This window comes from Micromonospora noduli (assembly GCF_003264475.1).
Taxonomy (GTDB): Bacteria; Actinomycetota; Actinomycetes; order Mycobacteriales; family Micromonosporaceae; genus Micromonospora; species Micromonospora noduli.
Genome location: NZ_PYAC01000043.1, coordinates 208,360 through 223,516, shown reverse-complemented (window position 1 = coordinate 223,516; position 15,157 = coordinate 208,360). Strand labels below are relative to the sequence as shown.

Annotated in this window: 16 protein-coding genes and 1 pseudogene; 12 read left to right on the top strand and 5 right to left on the bottom strand. The window is 71.3% G+C overall.

Features of this window, described 5'->3' with window-relative positions; all coding sequences use genetic code 11:
• Positions 1-136 precede the first annotated feature (136 nt).
• The 6 genes from MED15_RS32565 (at position 137) to MED15_RS32540 (ending at position 4,413) form a co-directional block, all read left to right on the top strand.
• Positions 137-493: an L-rhamnose mutarotase gene (locus MED15_RS32565; RefSeq protein WP_244220655.1), complete on the top strand. Its 357-nt coding sequence runs from the start codon at positions 137-139 to the stop codon at positions 491-493.
• A gap of 165 nt (positions 494-658) precedes the next feature.
• The gene (locus tag MED15_RS32560; protein WP_208646761.1) at positions 659-1,486 is read left to right on the top strand and encodes a peptidoglycan-binding domain-containing protein; all 828 of its coding nucleotides are present in this window, start codon (positions 659-661) and stop codon (positions 1,484-1,486) included.
• 327 nt (positions 1,487-1,813) lie between these two features.
• A complete protein-coding gene (locus tag MED15_RS32555; RefSeq protein WP_112737832.1) occupies positions 1,814-2,227 on the top strand; it encodes a DUF6069 family protein in 414 nt (137 codons plus the stop codon).
• Between the two features lie 36 nt (positions 2,228-2,263).
• Positions 2,264-2,617 carry a YciI family protein gene (locus MED15_RS32550; RefSeq protein ID WP_112737830.1) on the top strand — a complete coding sequence of 118 codons (354 nt, stop codon included), beginning with the start codon at positions 2,264-2,266 and terminating at the stop codon, positions 2,615-2,617.
• A gap of 21 nt (positions 2,618-2,638) precedes the next feature.
• Complete coding sequence (locus MED15_RS32545) at positions 2,639-3,838, top strand: RNA polymerase sigma factor (RefSeq protein ID WP_112587770.1); 1,200 nt, start codon at positions 2,639-2,641, stop codon at positions 3,836-3,838.
• Positions 3,835-4,413, top strand: a complete 579-nt coding sequence (locus MED15_RS32540) for a dihydrofolate reductase family protein (RefSeq protein WP_112737828.1) — start codon at positions 3,835-3,837, stop codon at positions 4,411-4,413. Before MED15_RS32545 ends, MED15_RS32540 begins: the two co-directional genes overlap by 4 nt.
• A gap of 1 nt (position 4,414) precedes the next feature.
• Here MED15_RS32540 and MED15_RS32535 read toward each other — a convergent pair whose 3' ends face one another.
• Both MED15_RS32535 and MED15_RS32530 read right to left on the bottom strand, forming a co-directional pair.
• Positions 4,415-5,278: an NADP-dependent oxidoreductase gene (locus tag MED15_RS32535; protein WP_225855081.1), complete on the bottom strand. Its 864-nt coding sequence runs from the start codon at positions 5,276-5,278 to the stop codon at positions 4,415-4,417.
• 70 nt (positions 5,279-5,348) lie between these two features.
• Positions 5,349-5,987 carry an HD domain-containing protein gene (locus tag MED15_RS32530; RefSeq protein ID WP_112698421.1) on the bottom strand — a complete coding sequence of 213 codons (639 nt, stop codon included), beginning with the start codon at positions 5,985-5,987 and terminating at the stop codon, positions 5,349-5,351.
• A gap of 146 nt (positions 5,988-6,133) precedes the next feature.
• Here MED15_RS32530 and MED15_RS32525 point away from each other — a divergent pair, with 146 nt between their 5' ends.
• Entirely contained in the window at positions 6,134-7,111 is a 978-nt protein-coding gene (locus tag MED15_RS32525) for a GlxA family transcriptional regulator (protein ID WP_208646760.1), read from the top strand.
• 60 nt (positions 7,112-7,171) lie between these two features.
• Here MED15_RS32525 and MED15_RS32520 read toward each other — a convergent pair whose 3' ends face one another.
• Positions 7,172-7,735 carry an AMIN-like domain-containing (lipo)protein gene (locus MED15_RS32520; RefSeq protein WP_112737824.1) on the bottom strand — a complete coding sequence of 188 codons (564 nt, stop codon included), beginning with the start codon at positions 7,733-7,735 and terminating at the stop codon, positions 7,172-7,174.
• 136 nt (positions 7,736-7,871) lie between these two features.
• Here MED15_RS32520 and MED15_RS34855 point away from each other — a divergent pair.
• From MED15_RS34855 to MED15_RS32510, 3 genes and pseudogenes are all read left to right on the top strand, one after another.
• Positions 7,872-8,450: pseudogene (locus MED15_RS34855) on the top strand (snapalysin family zinc-dependent metalloprotease); the annotation flags it as partial.
• Between the two features lie 3 nt (positions 8,451-8,453).
• A complete protein-coding gene (locus tag MED15_RS34850) occupies positions 8,454-9,158 on the top strand; it encodes a S1 family peptidase (protein ID WP_425271098.1) in 705 nt (234 codons plus the stop codon).
• Between the two features lie 126 nt (positions 9,159-9,284).
• Positions 9,285-9,947 carry a hypothetical protein gene (locus tag MED15_RS32510; protein ID WP_112698419.1) on the top strand — a complete coding sequence of 221 codons (663 nt, stop codon included), beginning with the start codon at positions 9,285-9,287 and terminating at the stop codon, positions 9,945-9,947.
• A gap of 13 nt (positions 9,948-9,960) precedes the next feature.
• On the opposite strand, the gene MED15_RS32505 is transcribed toward MED15_RS32510, so the two are convergent.
• Positions 9,961-10,791, bottom strand: a complete 831-nt coding sequence (locus MED15_RS32505; protein WP_112698418.1) for a DUF3152 domain-containing protein — start codon at positions 10,789-10,791, stop codon at positions 9,961-9,963.
• Positions 10,792-10,929: 138 nt separating this feature from the next.
• Between MED15_RS32505 and MED15_RS32500 the strand changes: the two genes are divergently transcribed.
• Together MED15_RS32500 and MED15_RS32495 are read left to right on the top strand one after the other, a co-directional pair.
• Positions 10,930-11,430 carry a SigE family RNA polymerase sigma factor gene (locus tag MED15_RS32500; RefSeq protein WP_112587967.1) on the top strand — a complete coding sequence of 167 codons (501 nt, stop codon included), beginning with the start codon at positions 10,930-10,932 and terminating at the stop codon, positions 11,428-11,430.
• The gene (locus MED15_RS32495; protein ID WP_112587756.1) at positions 11,427-12,185 is read left to right on the top strand and encodes a hypothetical protein; all 759 of its coding nucleotides are present in this window, start codon (positions 11,427-11,429) and stop codon (positions 12,183-12,185) included. Before MED15_RS32500 ends, MED15_RS32495 begins: the two co-directional genes overlap by 4 nt.
• 14 nt (positions 12,186-12,199) lie before the next feature.
• On the opposite strand, the gene MED15_RS32490 is transcribed toward MED15_RS32495, so the two are convergent.
• Positions 12,200-14,977, bottom strand: coding sequence for an ATP-binding protein (locus MED15_RS32490; protein ID WP_112737822.1), 2,778 nt, complete (start codon positions 14,975-14,977; stop codon positions 12,200-12,202).
• Between the last annotated feature and the right edge of the window lie 180 nt (positions 14,978-15,157).

Sequence of the window (15,157 nt, the reverse complement as noted above, 5' to 3'; positions counted from 1 at the left end):
CGTAGTCCTGGCAGAACGGTCGACATCGGGGGCCGGCTGGCCCCCTCCAGGCACGGTCCGACCGCTACGGTCAGGTGCCTTCGGCACCCCTGAACCAGCTCACACGAAAGGGCACGACGTGAAACGTCATGGCTGCGTGATCCGACTCCGCCCCGAGCAGCGGGAAACCTACCTGCGGTTGCACGCCGCCGTCTGGCCGAGCGTGGAGAAGACGCTGCGCGAGGCGAACTTCCGCAACTACACCATCTTCCTCCACGACGATCTGCTCTTCGGCTACTACGAGTACGTGGGCGACGACTACGAGGCCGACCTGCGGCTGATCGCGGCGGACCCGCAGACGCAGGAGTGGTGGAAGGTGACCGACCCGTGTCAGGAGTCGATCGCCGAGCCCGGATCGGGGGACTGGTGGGCCCCGATGCGGGAGGTCTGGCACCTGGCCGACGAGGCGGTCGGGCAGGCACCCGAGCCGACCCAGCAGGGCTCCGGCAGCTAGCTGACACGGATGGTCGGGGCCGGCCGGCCCCGACCATCCGTGTCGACCGGCGAGAGGCAATCCCGAGGACGTTCGCAGGCCCCAGCGGGGGTGACAACTCAGCTCCCACATTGAAGACTAGCTTCATTCCGTCATGTCGATTCGTTAATATCTTGCGGAGGAAGCGTGCTCACGAGAAGGAACCTGCTGGTCGCCGCCGGTGCGGCGGTGGTCGGCGCCGTACCGCTTGCTGGCCCGGCCACGGCCGCGTTGCCGCAGCTGGACATGGAGGCGCTGATCAAGGCGGCGCAGATCGACCCGCGTCGGCCGGACACCGCGCTGACCGAGGGGGCCAAGGACAGCGTCCTGCTGGTGGAGCGCGCACTCCAGGCGAGAGGGCTGCTCTCGTCGGCGTACGTCGACGGGCATTTCGGCACCAGCACGATCACTGCGTACGCCGCGTACCAGCGGTCGCTGGGCTACACCGGTCTCGACGCGACAGGTCTGCCCGGCCCGTCGTCGTTGCGGTCGCTCGGCGAGGGCCGTTACACAGTGGTCAGAGCGATCTCGCCCGGCAGCGTGGTGACCCTGCGCGGTGTGCAGGTCAACACCCGCACCAGGTCGATGCTGTTCGAGGCCGAACGCCTGCTCGGCCGCCAGCTCGGCATCACGCAGGGCTCGTACAGCAGCGGTGTGGGCGCTTCCGCCGGCACGCACGACGGCGGCGGCGCGCTCGACCTGTCGGTCAGCGGTCTCTCCTCGGCGGTCCGGACGGACGTGTTGCGTCGACTGCGCACTGTGGGCTTTGCCGCGTGGCTGCGGACCCCGGCCCAGGGGGACTGGGGCTACCACATCCACGCCATCGCGCTCTCCGACACCGATCAGTCGACCGGTGCGCAGAACCAGGCCGGCGACTACTACCTCGGTCGTAACGGCCTCGCCAACCGGGGTGTCGATGATGGGCCGGCGGTCAGCCCGAAGCGGACCTGGGAGGAATACCAGCGCACGCTCTGAAGTCTGGTGATGCCAACGCCGAGCCCGAGGACGTGGGCTGGTGGAACGACGGCAAGGCCGACGGGTACCGCGGTGACCTCCTACGGGACCTAATGACGACCCACCCAACGGCACCGCACGCCGAGCGGCGTGCGGTGCCGCGGCCGGTCGAGCTGCGAGAATCGGTGGTCGGGCTCGTCCGCTATGTCCCGAGACTCCGTCGTCTCACGCCGAAGTCAGAACTCGTCGACAAAAATTGTGGGCGTGCTGTCGATTGGGAGCGGTTCAGTTCGTAGCCCTGGTGAGAGCCCGGCATCGCAACGGGCCGCACACCCACTGGAGGGCACGATGACCGCCACTGCGAACACGACCCGCGCCACCGCGTCGACCGTCGGTGCGGTGATCCGGACCGGTGTCGTCGCCACGGCCGCTGCGAGCGCCGCCACCATGACCGTCGCCGCCGCCGGACACCTTGCCGGGATCAGCCTCGAGCTGGGAGGCGCCCCGATCCCCGTGACCGGGTTCGGCGTGCTGACCGCAGTCTTCTCGCTGATCGGCGTGGCCATCGCCGCGTCGCTGGCACGTTTCGCCCGACGCCCCCGGCTCACGTTCGTCCGCACGACCGTGGTGCTGACGGTGCTGTCCCTGGTGCCGGACGTGATCGCCGACGCCGGGGCGGCCACCAAGGCGCTGCTGATGCTCACCCACCTCGTCGCGGCCGCGATCGTGATCCCCGCCGTCGCGTGCCGCCTGGCCGCCTGACCTGTTCCTATCCCACCGAGCTACCGGAGGACCATCATGAAGCAGTACCTGCTGTCCGTGCACTTCGTCGAGGGCGCACCGACGCCGTCCGACGAGGAGACGCAGGCCATGTTCAGGGAGACCGGCCGGATCAACGACGACATGCAGGCCGCGGGCGCCTGGGTCTTCGGCGGGGGACTCACCTCGCCGGACAGCGCCACCGTCGTCCGGGTCGAGAACGGCACCACAGCCATGAGCGACGGGCCGTTCGCCGAGACGAAGGAGCACATCGCCGGGTTCTGGGTCATCAAGTGCGCGGACCTGGACGCGGCGCTGGCCTGGGCCGAGAGGTGCGCGGCGGCCTGCGGCCCGGTCGAGGTGCGCCCCTTCGACGACCTGTCCCAGGCCTGACCGGCAGCCGGTCTCCCCGACATGGACCTGGCGAGCATCTACCGCGCGGAGTACGGCCGCTGCGTCGCCACCCTGGCCCGCCTCCTCGGCGACATCAACCTCGCCGAGGAGGCCGTCCAGGACGCCTTCACCACGGCGCTGCAGAAGTGGCAGACCCTGCCGCCGAACCCGGGGGCCTGGATCGTGACCACCGCACGCAACCGTGCCGTCGACCGTCTTCGCCGGGAGTCGACCCGCGAGGCCCGGCACGCCCAGGCCCTGCTGCTGTATCACCAGGATGAGCCCTCGGAGGTGGGACCGGTGCGCGACGACCAGCTGCGACTCATCTTCACCTGCTGTCACCCGGCGCTGGCTCCGGAGGCGCGGACGGCTCTCACCCTGCGCCTGCTGGGCGGCCTCGAAGTACCGGAGATCGCCCGTGCCTACCTGGTCCAGGAGGCGACAGTCGCCCAGCGGATCGTGCGCGCCAAGAAGAAGATCCGCGACGCCGCCATCCCGTACCGGGTGCCGGCCGAACATGAGCTGCCAGACCGGCTGCCGCCCGTCCTCGCGGTGCTCTACCTGATGTTCAACGAGGGCTACGCGTCCACCGCCGGCCCGTTGATCAGAACGGACCTGTGCGCCGAGGCGATCCGGCTGGCCCGCGAACTCGCCGCGTTGATGCCCGACGAGCCCGAGGTCCTGGGCCTGCTCGCCCTGCTGCTGCTGACCGAGGCGCGCCGCCCGGCCCGGCTCGGCCCGACCGGCGACCTGGTGCTGCTGGCCGACCAGGACCGATCACTGTGGAACCGGCCGCTCATCGCCGAGGGCCACGACCTGGTCCGCCGCTGCCTGCGCCGTAACCGGCCCGGCCCGTACCAGATCCAGGCCGCGATCAGCGCTGTACACACCGACGGTGCCGCCACCGACTGGCCGCAGGTCCTGGCGCTGTACGACCAGCTCCTCGCTCTCGCGCCGACCCCGGTCGTGGCGCTCAACCGTGCGGTCGCCGTCGCCGAGGTGCACGGGCCGGCGGTGGCCCTCGCCGCGCTGGAGGGCATCGACCTCCCGAGCTATCACCGGCTTCCCGCCACCCGGGCCGAACTGCTCGCGCGGCTCGGACGCAACGACGAGGCCATGGCCGCCTACGACCAGGCCGCGGCACTGGCCACCAACGAGACCGAGCGCGCCTACCTGCAGACCCGTCGTACCGAACTCACCCGTGAACGGAGAACATCATGACCGCTACCTACACCATCGACGTCTTTTCCAGCCTCGACGGCTTCGGAACCACCAGCGGCAACTGGGGCGGCTACTGGGGTAAGCAGGGCTCCGAACTGCTCGCACACCGCCTGTCCGTGTACAGCGCGGAGCAGCGCATGGTCTTCGGGGCCAACACGTACCGGGTGTTCGCGCAGATGCTGGCCGCGAGCACCGAGGAGTCCGATGTCCGCGACGCCTGGGTCACCCAGATGAGGAACCTCCCGGCGACCGTGGTGTCGAACACGCTGGAAGGTCCCCTCGACTGGCCGGACGCGACAGTCGTGCGCGGTGACGCGGTCGCCGTCGTCGCCCGGCTCAAGGAGGAGTCCGCCGTGCCCCTGCGATCGCACGGCAGTCTGTCGTTGAACCGGGCGCTGATGGCCGCCGGGCTGGTCGACCTCGTCCAGGTGACGCTCTTCCCGGTGATCACCGGACAGACCGGCACCGAGCCGATCTTCCAGGGAGCGGCCGACTTCGACCTGGAGTTGATCGAGAGCCGGACCCTCGACGGTCGCACCCAGGAGCTCGTCTACCGACCCACCCTGCACGTCTGAGTCACTGTTCGTCAGCGACCTGGATGATCGTCTTGCCCGGTGCGCGCTGGTGACGGGCGAACGCCGAGGCCGTTTCGTGCAGCGGCCGGACGCCGCCGACGATGGGTTTGAGCCGTCCGCTGCGCAGACGCTGGGCGAGGTCGATCAGCCGGACGCGATCAGGCTCGACGACGAAGAAGACGGCTCGCCCGTCCTTCGGCTGAACGGTGGGCGGCGCGGCGATGGTGACGACGGTGCCGCCCGGGCGTACCAGGTCGGTCGACCGCTGGAGGATCTCGCCGCCGATGACGTCGAGCACCACGTCCACCTCGCCGACCTGGTGCAGGTCGTCGGCGTCCAGGTCGACGAAGGTCTGCGCGCCGAGAGCGAGCGCGAGGTCACGGTCGTCGGCCCGGCCGGTGCCGATCACGTGGGCGCCCACCTCCCGGGCGAGTTGAACGGCGATCGAGCCGACGCCGCCCGCGGCACCGTGAATCAGGACGGTCTGGCCCGGCGCGAGGTGGGCGTGGTCGAACAGTGCCTGCCATGCGGTCAGTCCGGAGATGGGCAGCGCCGCAGCCACGGCGTGGTCGATGTCGGCCGCGAGCGGAGCGAGGTTGCGAGCCTCCACCGCCGTGTACTCGGCCAGGGATCCGTTGCGCGCCCAGTCGGTCAGCCCGAACACCCGCTGGCCCACGGTGAGCCCGGTGGTTCCGTAACCGAGTTCGACAACGACTCCGGACAGCTCGTGCCCGGGGATGCTGGGTGTCCGGTCGTGGCCGGCGCGATCGGTCCACGTCGCCGGCCAGGTGAGTTCGCCCGGGGTGAAACCGGCGGCGTGGACGCGCACGATGACGTCGTTCTCCGCGGCATGGGGGTACGGCATGTCGGTCAGGGTGAGCCCGCCGACACCCGCGTCACGGTCGCTTACGGTGATCGCTCGCATGGGCGTCCAATCAACTCGGCCAGGGCGAACCGACGATGCGTTCGACAGTCGTCACGCGCTGGAAGCCGGGAATGAAGTGTTCGAGGATGTCGGAGTTCACGGTGCCGTTCGTGGTCTCCGGGCGGTTCTTCAGCCCGTCGACGTGGGCGCGCAGGAACTCGTTCTTGAAGTCCCCGCGTGGGTGGGCGGCGAGGATGTCGCCCAGTTGATCGTGTTCCAGCCCGTCCAGACCGAGGCCGAGCACGTCGGTCAGGACGCCGAGGTACGTGGTGGCGATCTCCGGACCCATCCGATCGGGAATACCCGGCGAGGTGTGCAGCGCGATCGCCGTCCACACGGTCTCGGCGGCGGCGGTCGAGAAACCCCGGCCCAGAAGGAACGCGCGCGCGTGGTCGGCGCCGTCGATCTCGAAGCGCTGCTCGACGTCGGAGAACGGGGTCAGGAGGCCGGTGTCGTGGAACATGGCCGCGAGATAGAGCAGCTCCGGGTCCGGTGTCACGCCAAGCCTGCGAGCGTGAATCAGACCGAAGAGGAAAACCCGCCGGGAGTGGTGGTAAATGACCGGTCTGGTGGTCTCCTGGATGTGCCTGGTCGCTGCGGCTACCGCCGCCGTCTCAGGAATCTCCAACCCCCCGATGACCTCTGACATGTCCTCCGACCTTTCGGCAGTCTGCTGACGTGCTGACGTCCTCCATGCTGCCCACCGATCGTCGTACGCCGCCGCCCTCGTCCGGCCAGGAATCCCTCATATCCGGACACGGTTCACGGTCGGTAACGGCGTGCTACGAATGAGCGGTGCTGAACACCGGTCCGCATCGCGTCGCGATCTTCGTCTACGACGGGGTGACGTTATTGGATGTCGCCGGGCCGGCGGAGGTGTTCAAGGAGGCGAACCGCTTCGGCGCCGACTACCGGATCGTGCTGTTGTCGCCGACCGGCGCGGATGTCACATCAAGTCTCGGGGTCCGGATGGCGGTTGACGGTGCCGTTGCTGCCGAGCCCGCCCTCGACACGCTCCTGGTGGCCGGGTCCGACCACTTTCCGCGCGCCCAGGTGCCTGCCGACCTCGCCGACGCCGTACGCCTACCGGCGGCGGTGGCGGGGAGGGTCGCCTCGATCTGCACCGGGGCGTTCGTGCTCGCCGCCGCTGGTGTCCTCGACGGGAAGCGTGCGACCACGCACTGGCAGGTCACGCACGAGCTCGCCGCCCGCTATCCAGCGTGCCGCGTCGAGCCGGACGCGATCTACGTTCGCGACGGCACCACGTACACCTCGGCAGGGGTGACGGCCGGCATCGACCTCGCGCTCGCGATGGTCGAGGAGGACCACGGGCCCGACCTGGCGCGCGACGTCGCACGCGCCCTGGTGGTGTACATGCAGCGTGCGGGCGGCCAGTCCCAGTTCTCCGCGCCGCTGCAGGGACCGCCGCCCCGCTCGGCGGCGCTGCGGACGATCACCGACGTGGTGACGGCGAACCCGCGTGGCGAGCACTCGCTCACCGAACTCGCCAGACACCTCAACGTGAGCACCCGGCAGCTCACCCGACTCTTCCACGACGAGTTGTCCACCACGCCGGCCCGCTACGTGGAGAACATCCGCTTCGACATGGCGAGGGCGTTGCTCGATCAGGGCCACAGCGCGACGCAGGCCGCGACCCTCGCCGGTTTCCCCAGCTACGAGAGCATGCGACGGGTCTTCGCCCGGAAGCTGTCGATCAGCCCGGCCGCCTACCAACGCCGGTTCGCTACGGCGCGCCGCGCCCAGCCGGGTTAGTGCCTCGCCTGGCCGTCCGCCTCACCTCGGCGGACGGCCAAGCGGATCGGCCGGCTCCGGTCACCACTGGTGGGCGACGTCGAGCACCACCCGGCTGTGGGTGCCGGGACCGGCGAGCACGAGTACCCGGAACGGCAACCGCGCCCGTACGCCGACGGCGAAGGTGCTGTAGCCCTCGAAGCTGCCGCCGAACACCACGTCACGCAGCGTGGGGTAGCGCAGCAGGTTCCCCACGTGCTCGCCGACCGCATAGGGCACGGTGCCCAGGTGGTCGTCGTCGTACGCCGGGGCCCGCAGCGAGACCCGCAACAGCGCCCCGCCGGCGGTGTACGGCGACAACGCCAACCCTTCGCCCTCGGTCCACGTCTCGCCGTAGCCGATCGCGTAACCGTCGACCGGGCCGTTGAACTCGAACACCACCCGGTCGTAGCAGTCGTGCCGGCCGGTCCGTACGTCGACCAGCGGGGCGCCGCTCAGCGCGCCGGCCGCCTTCTCCGCGCTGCCCCAGGTGATCCCGCAGTACGCCGCTGCGGTCGTGGTGCCCGCGGCGGTGCTGCTGCCGGCGCTGGCGACCAGCCCGGCGAGGACGACCGCCAACGCGGTCAGTGCGCTCCTGATCCTCATTGTGGTTTCTCCGTTCGGTACCGGGGTCACGTCGCGGCGGCGCTGCCGGTGACCCTCTGCCGCCACCGTCGTCCGGCCCCGGCACGGGCGCTTCGCCGCGGCGTAACCGCTGGGTAACAGCGTCCACGTCGCCGGTATGACGCTTCCGCTATGCCGAACATCGACCGCCGTCACATTAATATCTACGTGCATCGATGAACCGGTGGCCGACGGCCGCCGGACGACCGCAGGGGAGTACCCGATGTTCCGAGGACAACTGAGACGCGCGGCGCTGGCCATGCTGGCGGCGATCCTGGCGGCGGCCGGGATGCAGCTCGCCACCGGTACGCCGGCCGCCGCCGTCCGGACCGTCTACTACGACGCGAGCCGGACCGGCGAGTTCCGCACCAACTTCGACCAGGCGGCGCAGATCTGGAACAGCCGGGTCAGCAACGTCCGACTCCTGGCCGGCACCCCGGCCAGCATCACCATCTACGTCGACGACGGCTGGCCCCGCGCGCAGCCGACCGGTCTCGGCTCGGGCCGAATCTGGATGGGCCGCACGGCCGTCAACCAGGGTTACGACCGCACCCGCATCGCCACCCACGAAGTCGGCCACATCCTGGGCCTGCCGGACCGGCGCACCGGCCTCTGCTCCGATCTGATGTCCGGCAGCAGCGCACCGGTCTCCTGCCGCAACGCGAACCCCAGCGCCGCCGAGGCGAGCCGGGTGAACTCGCTGTTCGCCGGCACCCTGGCCGCGCCGGCCAGCACGACGTACACCTGGAACGGCGCCTCGGACATCAGCCCGCTGGTGGTCGGCGGCCGACCGGCCACGGAGAACTACCCCTTCATGGTGTACGTCTCCGGCTGCACCGGCACGCTGATCAAGGGCAACTGGGCGGTCACCGCCAAGCACTGTTCGACGCCGTCCTCGGTGCGGGTGGGCAGCATCAACCGTTCCAGCGGCGGGACCGTGGTGCGGGTGACCCGGGCGGTGAACCACCCGAGCGTCGACGTCAAGTTGCTGCAACTGGCCAGCTCGGTCACGTACGCGCCGGCCCCGATCCCGAGCACCTCCGGCGCGGTCGGTACCGCCACCCGGATCATCGGCTGGGGCCAGACCTGCGCCCCGCGGGGCTGCGGTTCGGCCCCGGCGGTGGCCAATGAACTCGACACGTCCATCGTGGCCGACAGCCGGTGCTCCGGCATCAACGGTCCGTACGAGATCTGCACCAACAACACCAACGGCAACTCCGGCGCCTGCTACGGCGACTCGGGTGGTCCGCAGGTGCGCCGGGTCAACGGAGTGTGGAACCTGATCGGCGCCACGAGCCGGGCCGGCAACAACAACTCCACCTGCGCCACCGGTCCGTCCATCTACGTCGACCTGCCGTCGATCCGACCGTGGATCTCCACTCAGGTCGGTGGCCTGCCGGTCTGACCATCAGCGACATTCGCGGGCGGGGGCGAGCGCCAGAGGCGTCCCCGCCCCGGTGTGCCGGTGTCACCCACGCGATCCCACGATGCGGTACGGTGCGTGGCATATCGGCACATCGGAGGTGGCGTCATGCCTACCGTCGTCGTTCTCGCGCTGACTCTCGCCCTCGCACCCGCGCCGTCCCCGTCGGCCACCACCAATCCGCTCGGTGACATAGTCGGCGGCGTCGGCCGGATCGTCGACGATCTGCTCGGTGGCGACACGCCGAGTGCCGCTCCGACGCCGAGTGACACCCCCACCGGGGCGGCCACGCCGAGTCGGCCACCGGTCGCCGGTCGGCCCAGCCCGGCGGAACCCATCACGATCCCCAAGCCAGCCCGGTCGGCGGGCGGTGGTGGTGTCCCCGCACCCGCAGCATCCGATCGCCGCACCGCCGGGGAGGGCACCGGCACCCGCGAGGCCGCCGTGCCGCCGCGTGACGGCGACACCCCCGCGCCGACCGTCCCGCCGGCGCTCGCCAGCCCCACCCGCAATGCCTGGCCACCCGCGTCGTACCTGCTGGTCGTGGCGGTCCTCGCGGTGCTGGCGCTGTTGCTCCTGCGCCGCCGGGCCCCGGTTCCTGCCGTCGCCGCGCCCCGGCCGGACCCCGGACCCGTACCGGATTCCGGCCCGGAGCCGGATTCCGGCCCGGTGCCCGACAACGTCAGCCGATTGCCGACCAGTCTCAACGCCATCTACGAGATGGGCCGGCAGGACGAGCGACTCGAACAGGAGCGCCGTCGGCAAACCTGAGGGCACGCCGTCCTCACGACGCCGAGTACGCGCCCTCACGCCGGGGGATCGCGTCGTCGTACGCCCCGACCGGCCCGCTGTAGCGGGCCTTTCCCTTCGGGTACGGCCAGGCGTTCGCGGTGCAGCCGTGCAGGCCCAGTGTCTGCTGCTGCATCACCGGTGCCGGTCGGCCCCGTCCGGGGCACCGCTCGTGGCCGTACCCGAGTTTGTGCCCCACCTCGTGGTTGACCATGTACTGCCGGTAGGTCTCCACTGTCGCGCCGTAACCCGGTACCCCCTTGACCCAGCGCGCCACGTTGAGCACCACCCGGCCACCGTTGCGACAGGAGGTGTAGGCGTCCGGCACGTCCTGGCAGAGGGTGTCGCGGGTGCCGGGGGTCGCCAGGTAGATGGTGAAGTCGGTCGGTTCGCCGGCACCGACCCGGCGCAACCGCCACGCCCCGCCCGCCGTCCACCCGCGTGGGTCGTTCAACGTCGTGGTGATTGCCGTGGCGATGTCCTTCGCCGGCAGGCCCCGGATGTCGCGCTCCACGGCGACCCGGTAGCGCAGCAACCGGCCGGCCGTCGCGCGCCCGGGGGTCGTCTCGCCGGGCGCCACCGACCAGCGGTTACCGCCGGTGGCGGGGTAGCTGACCGGGATGACGGGCGCGGAACTGGGTCGGACCTCGGCGGCCCCGGTCGGCCGACCGACAGGTGTCGCCGGTCCATCGGGCAGCGGCCCGGCGGCGACCGGGTCGGTGGCGGGTTGCCCGGCGGCGGGCAGGCCGCACCCGGTGAGCAGCGCCACCACCAGCAGCGACGCCATCGAGGCGCGACCCCATCGGCGGGTAGCCTTCGTCGACATGTCTCTCCCCTCGCGCGTCGCTCGGCGGCGGCGCGGAGGAGAAGACGGGTGACAGTGGCGAAAAGTTGATGTGACCCAGGGCTCAACCTTTTGCCGACCTCGCCCGTCTCTAGCTCTGTGGCACGGGGAGGGTTCGCGGTGGCGCGGGGTGACGCGGATTTCGTCGAGTTCGCGCGGGCGGCGTCCGCGCGACTGGTGCACGCCGCGTTCCTGATGACCGGTGACCACCATCAGGCCGAGGACGCCGCGCAGACCGCACTGGTGCGCACCTACGCGTCGTGGTCGCGGATCCACGACGACGACGCCTACGGGTACGCCCGCCGCACGCTGGTCAACCATCTGGTCGACGGGTGGCGACGGCCGATGCGGGAGTACCCGACCGACGCGGTGCCGGAGCAACGGCGTGGCGATGTGGCCGACGACGTGGCCACCCGGCGCTGGTTGATCACCATCCTCGGTGCGCTGAGTCCCCGGGAGCGCGCCATCGTCGTCCTGCGCTACTACTTCGACCTGCCGGAGGCGCAGGTGGCCCGGGAACTCTCCGTATCCGTCGGCACGGTCAAGAGCACCAGCTCGCGAGCGTTGGAGAAGTTGCGCACCGCCGCGCCCCGCACGGCCGATGAGGAGGCGCGCCGATGAGCGAGCTGGACCGGCTCCGCCACGCCATGCGGGCGACCGAGCGCCCCGACGCCGTGCTCGACCTGACCACCGTGATGCGCGAGGGGCGTCGGCTGCGTACCCGTCGGCGCGTCGCCGGAGCCGGGGCGGCGTCGCTCGCGACCGGCCTGGCCGCCGTGGTCGTGGTGGTGGCGGTCGGCGCGTCCGGGCCCGGCGATCCGGCGCCGACCGAGCACCCACCGCCGGTCGCCGTCGCTCCACCGTCGGTCGGTGTCTCGCCGTGGGCGGAGAAGTCGCTGGGCTCCACGCCACCGCCGACGGTGGGCCGCGACGAGCCGCCACCGAAGCCGCTGGGCCAGATCGTGGACAGCGGGGTGCGGCACGGCGCCGAGCGTCGGGTCTACTACTTCGTCCCGGTGTCCGTGCCCGGCGAACCCGAGGTGTCCATCGGACTGGCCGCCGGTCGCCAAGCTCCGGACGGCTCGTTGAGCACCGACATCCTGGTCAACGACGTGGAGGGTAGCGACCGCAGCGCCGGGTTCCACCAGATCGGCTACGACGAGCGCTTCGCCGCGCCGGTGCCCACCTTCGGTTACTTCGTCGGCCCCGCCAAGCGGATCATCGGCACCGTCGACGGTCGGCAGGTCGACGCCCGAGTGGCGCCATGGAGCGGCGACAAGCAGGTGCTGATCTTCTGGTTCGACCCGGCGCGGCTCACTCCGGGGGAGCGGCTGGACGGCATCATCGCCCGCGACGCCAGCGGCCGCCGACTCTGACGCGCCGCCGGCGATCAGGCCAGTCGACGCTCGATGGTCACAGTCGTCCCCTCGGCGGTGGAGACCAGCCGCACGTCGCCGTAGGCGTTCATCAGCAGCGCGCCGCGCCCCCGGTCCATCGCCGGCCGGCGGTCCCGCCAGGTGCCGAAATCTCGTACCGAGATCCGGACCAGACCGCCACCCACCTGGACGCGCACCCGCACCTCCGGGCGGCTGGGCCGCTGCGCGTGCTCGACGGCGTTGTTCATGGCCTCCGAGGCGGCGAGCAGGAGATCTTCCAGCACGTCCGGGTCGACGTCCAGCTCGCCCAGTGAGCCCCGGACGTCCCGACGCATCGCGGCGGCGGAGGTGGGTGCGGACGGGTACGTCCATCCGACGTCCAGGAGGTCACCCAGCCCGTCCGGGTCGGCCGGCCCCTCCACGACCACGGACGCGTCGCGGACGGGTTCGACCACCGGGGTCGGCGGAACGGGCCCGACCGGGGCAGGTCGGGCCGACGGCGCAGGGACAGTGCCCGTCGTCGGGTCGCTGCCGATCACCGCGGCGGGGGAACGGTCGCGGGCTCGGCGGATGCTGGCCCGGATCCGGGCGATCAACTCGGCCGCGGCGAACGGTTTGACCAGGTAGTCGTCGGCGCCCAGGCTCAGGCCCTCCACGCTGGCCTCCCCACCGGCGCGGGCGGAGAGCACCAGCACCGGCATCGTCCGGGTCGTCGGGTCGGCGCGTAGCCGGCGCACCAGGTCGAAGCCGTCCAGCACCGGCATCATCACGTCGGTCAGGACCAGGTCTGGTGGATCACGGTGGATCTCGTCGAGGGCCTGCCGGCCGTCGGTGACGGCCCGCACCCGCCAGCCCTGCCCGGCGAGCAGCCGGGTGAGGTACGCCCGCATGTCGGCGTTGTCGTCGGCGAGCAGGATCCGGGCGCCGGCCAGCTCGTCCGTGGCCGGCCCGGACGCGGGATCGGGCTCGGTCAGCACGTCGTCCGCTTCGGTGAGCCAGCCCATCGCCTCCTCGACGGCGGCGCGGGCCGCGTCACCCCGCCCGTCCACCGCCGGCCCGGTGACCGCTGTGCGATGCGCCGCCGACCAGGGCAGCGTCACGGTGAACCTGCTGCCGACGCCCACCTGGCTGATCACGCGCACGTCGCCGCCCTCCAGCCGGGCCAACTCGTGCACCAGGGCCAGGCCGATGCCGGTGCCCTCGTGACTGCGCGAGCGCGCGCCCCGCACCCGGTGGAAGCGTTCGAAGAGTTTTGGCAGGTCCCGTTCCGCGATGCCGATGCCGGTGTCCGCGACGGTGAGGCGCACCTCCTCGTCGTCGGCGTCGAGGGTGACCCGGATGCGGCCGATGAACGTGTACTTCAGCGCGTTGGAGAGCAGGTTCGTGACGATGCGTTCCCAGTTGACCGGGTCGACAGCGACCGGCCGGGGCAGCGGTGGGCAGCTCACCTCGAGAGTCAGCCCGGCCCGCTCGACGGCGGCCCGGAACACCCCGGCGAGCTCGGCGGTCAGCGCGGCCAGGTCGACCACCCGGGCGTCGCTGCGCGCGCGCCCGGCCTCCAGGCTGGAGAAGGTGAGCAGGCTGTTGACCAGCGTCAACAGCCGGGTGGCGTTACGCCAGCCGGTCTCCACCCGCTCCCGCTGCACCGCCGGCAACGGGGCGGTGGCGTCGGTGAGGGCGTCGGTCAGCGGGCCGAGGATGAGGGTCAACGGGGTGCGGAACTCATGGCTGACGTTGGCGAAGAAGTCGGTTTTGACCCGGTCCAGTTCCGCCATCGCCTCGATCCGGCGCCGCTCCTCCTCGTACTCCTGGGCGTTGCGCAACGCCACGGAGATCTGCTGGGCGAGCAGTTGGTGGAAGGAGCGGTACCCCTCGTCGAGCCCTCGGCTGGGGCTGACTCCGGCGAGCAGGACGCCGAGCGGCTGATCCTCGTCGGCGGAGGGCAGCGGCAGCGCCAGCGCGGTGCGGACCGGATCGTTCCACGGGCCGGCGGGCAGCGGCAGCAGGTCGGCGACGTGGGTCACCTGGGTCGCCCGGCCCTCGGCGGCGTCCGCCAGCCCCCAGGCGTACGCGGGCGGGCCCGGGTCGGTCAGCTCGACGGCGTCCGGCAGGGCCCGGGCGTGCCCCTGGTCGCCGCCGGTGCAGGCGACCCGGCGCAGCGCCGTGCCGTCGCGCAGGTAGATGGCGGCGAACGGCACGTCCAGGGGGTGGCCGTCGATCACGTCGATCAGCCGAGCGCCGGTGGCGTCCACGTCGACGGTGCGTCCGTCGCCGAGCACTGACAGGTCGCGCAGGAGACGGAGCCGACGTTCGCCGACCACCTGTTGGGTGACCTCGCTACACACGGTCAGTACGCCGACGGTGCTGCCGTCGTCGTCGCGGGCCGGGGCGTGCGAGACGCTGAAGTACGCCTCCTCGCGGTAGCCGGCCCGCTCCAGCAGCAGTTGCAGCGCGGGGACCCAGCTGGCCACGCCGGTCGCCATGGCCTCCTCGATCAGCGGGGCGAGCACGTGCCAGCCCTCGGCCAGCGTCACCCGGACGTCGTCGCCGAGCGCGGCGGGGTGCTTGTCGCCGATCAGCGCCGAGTACGCGTCGTTGTAGAGCTGGGAGTAGCTCTCGCCCCAGAGCAGCAGCATGGGATACCGGGAGGAGAGCACCATCCGGACGGCGGCGCGAAGGCTCTGCGGCCATCCGCCGACCGGGCCCAGCGGGGTGCCGGCCCAGTCCAGCTGTGCCATCAACCGCCCGGTGTCGCCGCCGCCGACGAACAGGTCAATGCTGGGTCGCGTCACGCTCGATCCGACCCCATCGCAAGCCCCCGTTCCGGGCCCGACGACCCCTGCCGCGTTACCTACCCATCCTGACACCTCTACTCACCTGTGCCGACGCCGGTACCCACCGTCGAACCGGCGGCGGTTCGGGACGAACGACCGATGCTCAAGAAATAGATATCTGTCAGTGTCTCGGGTATC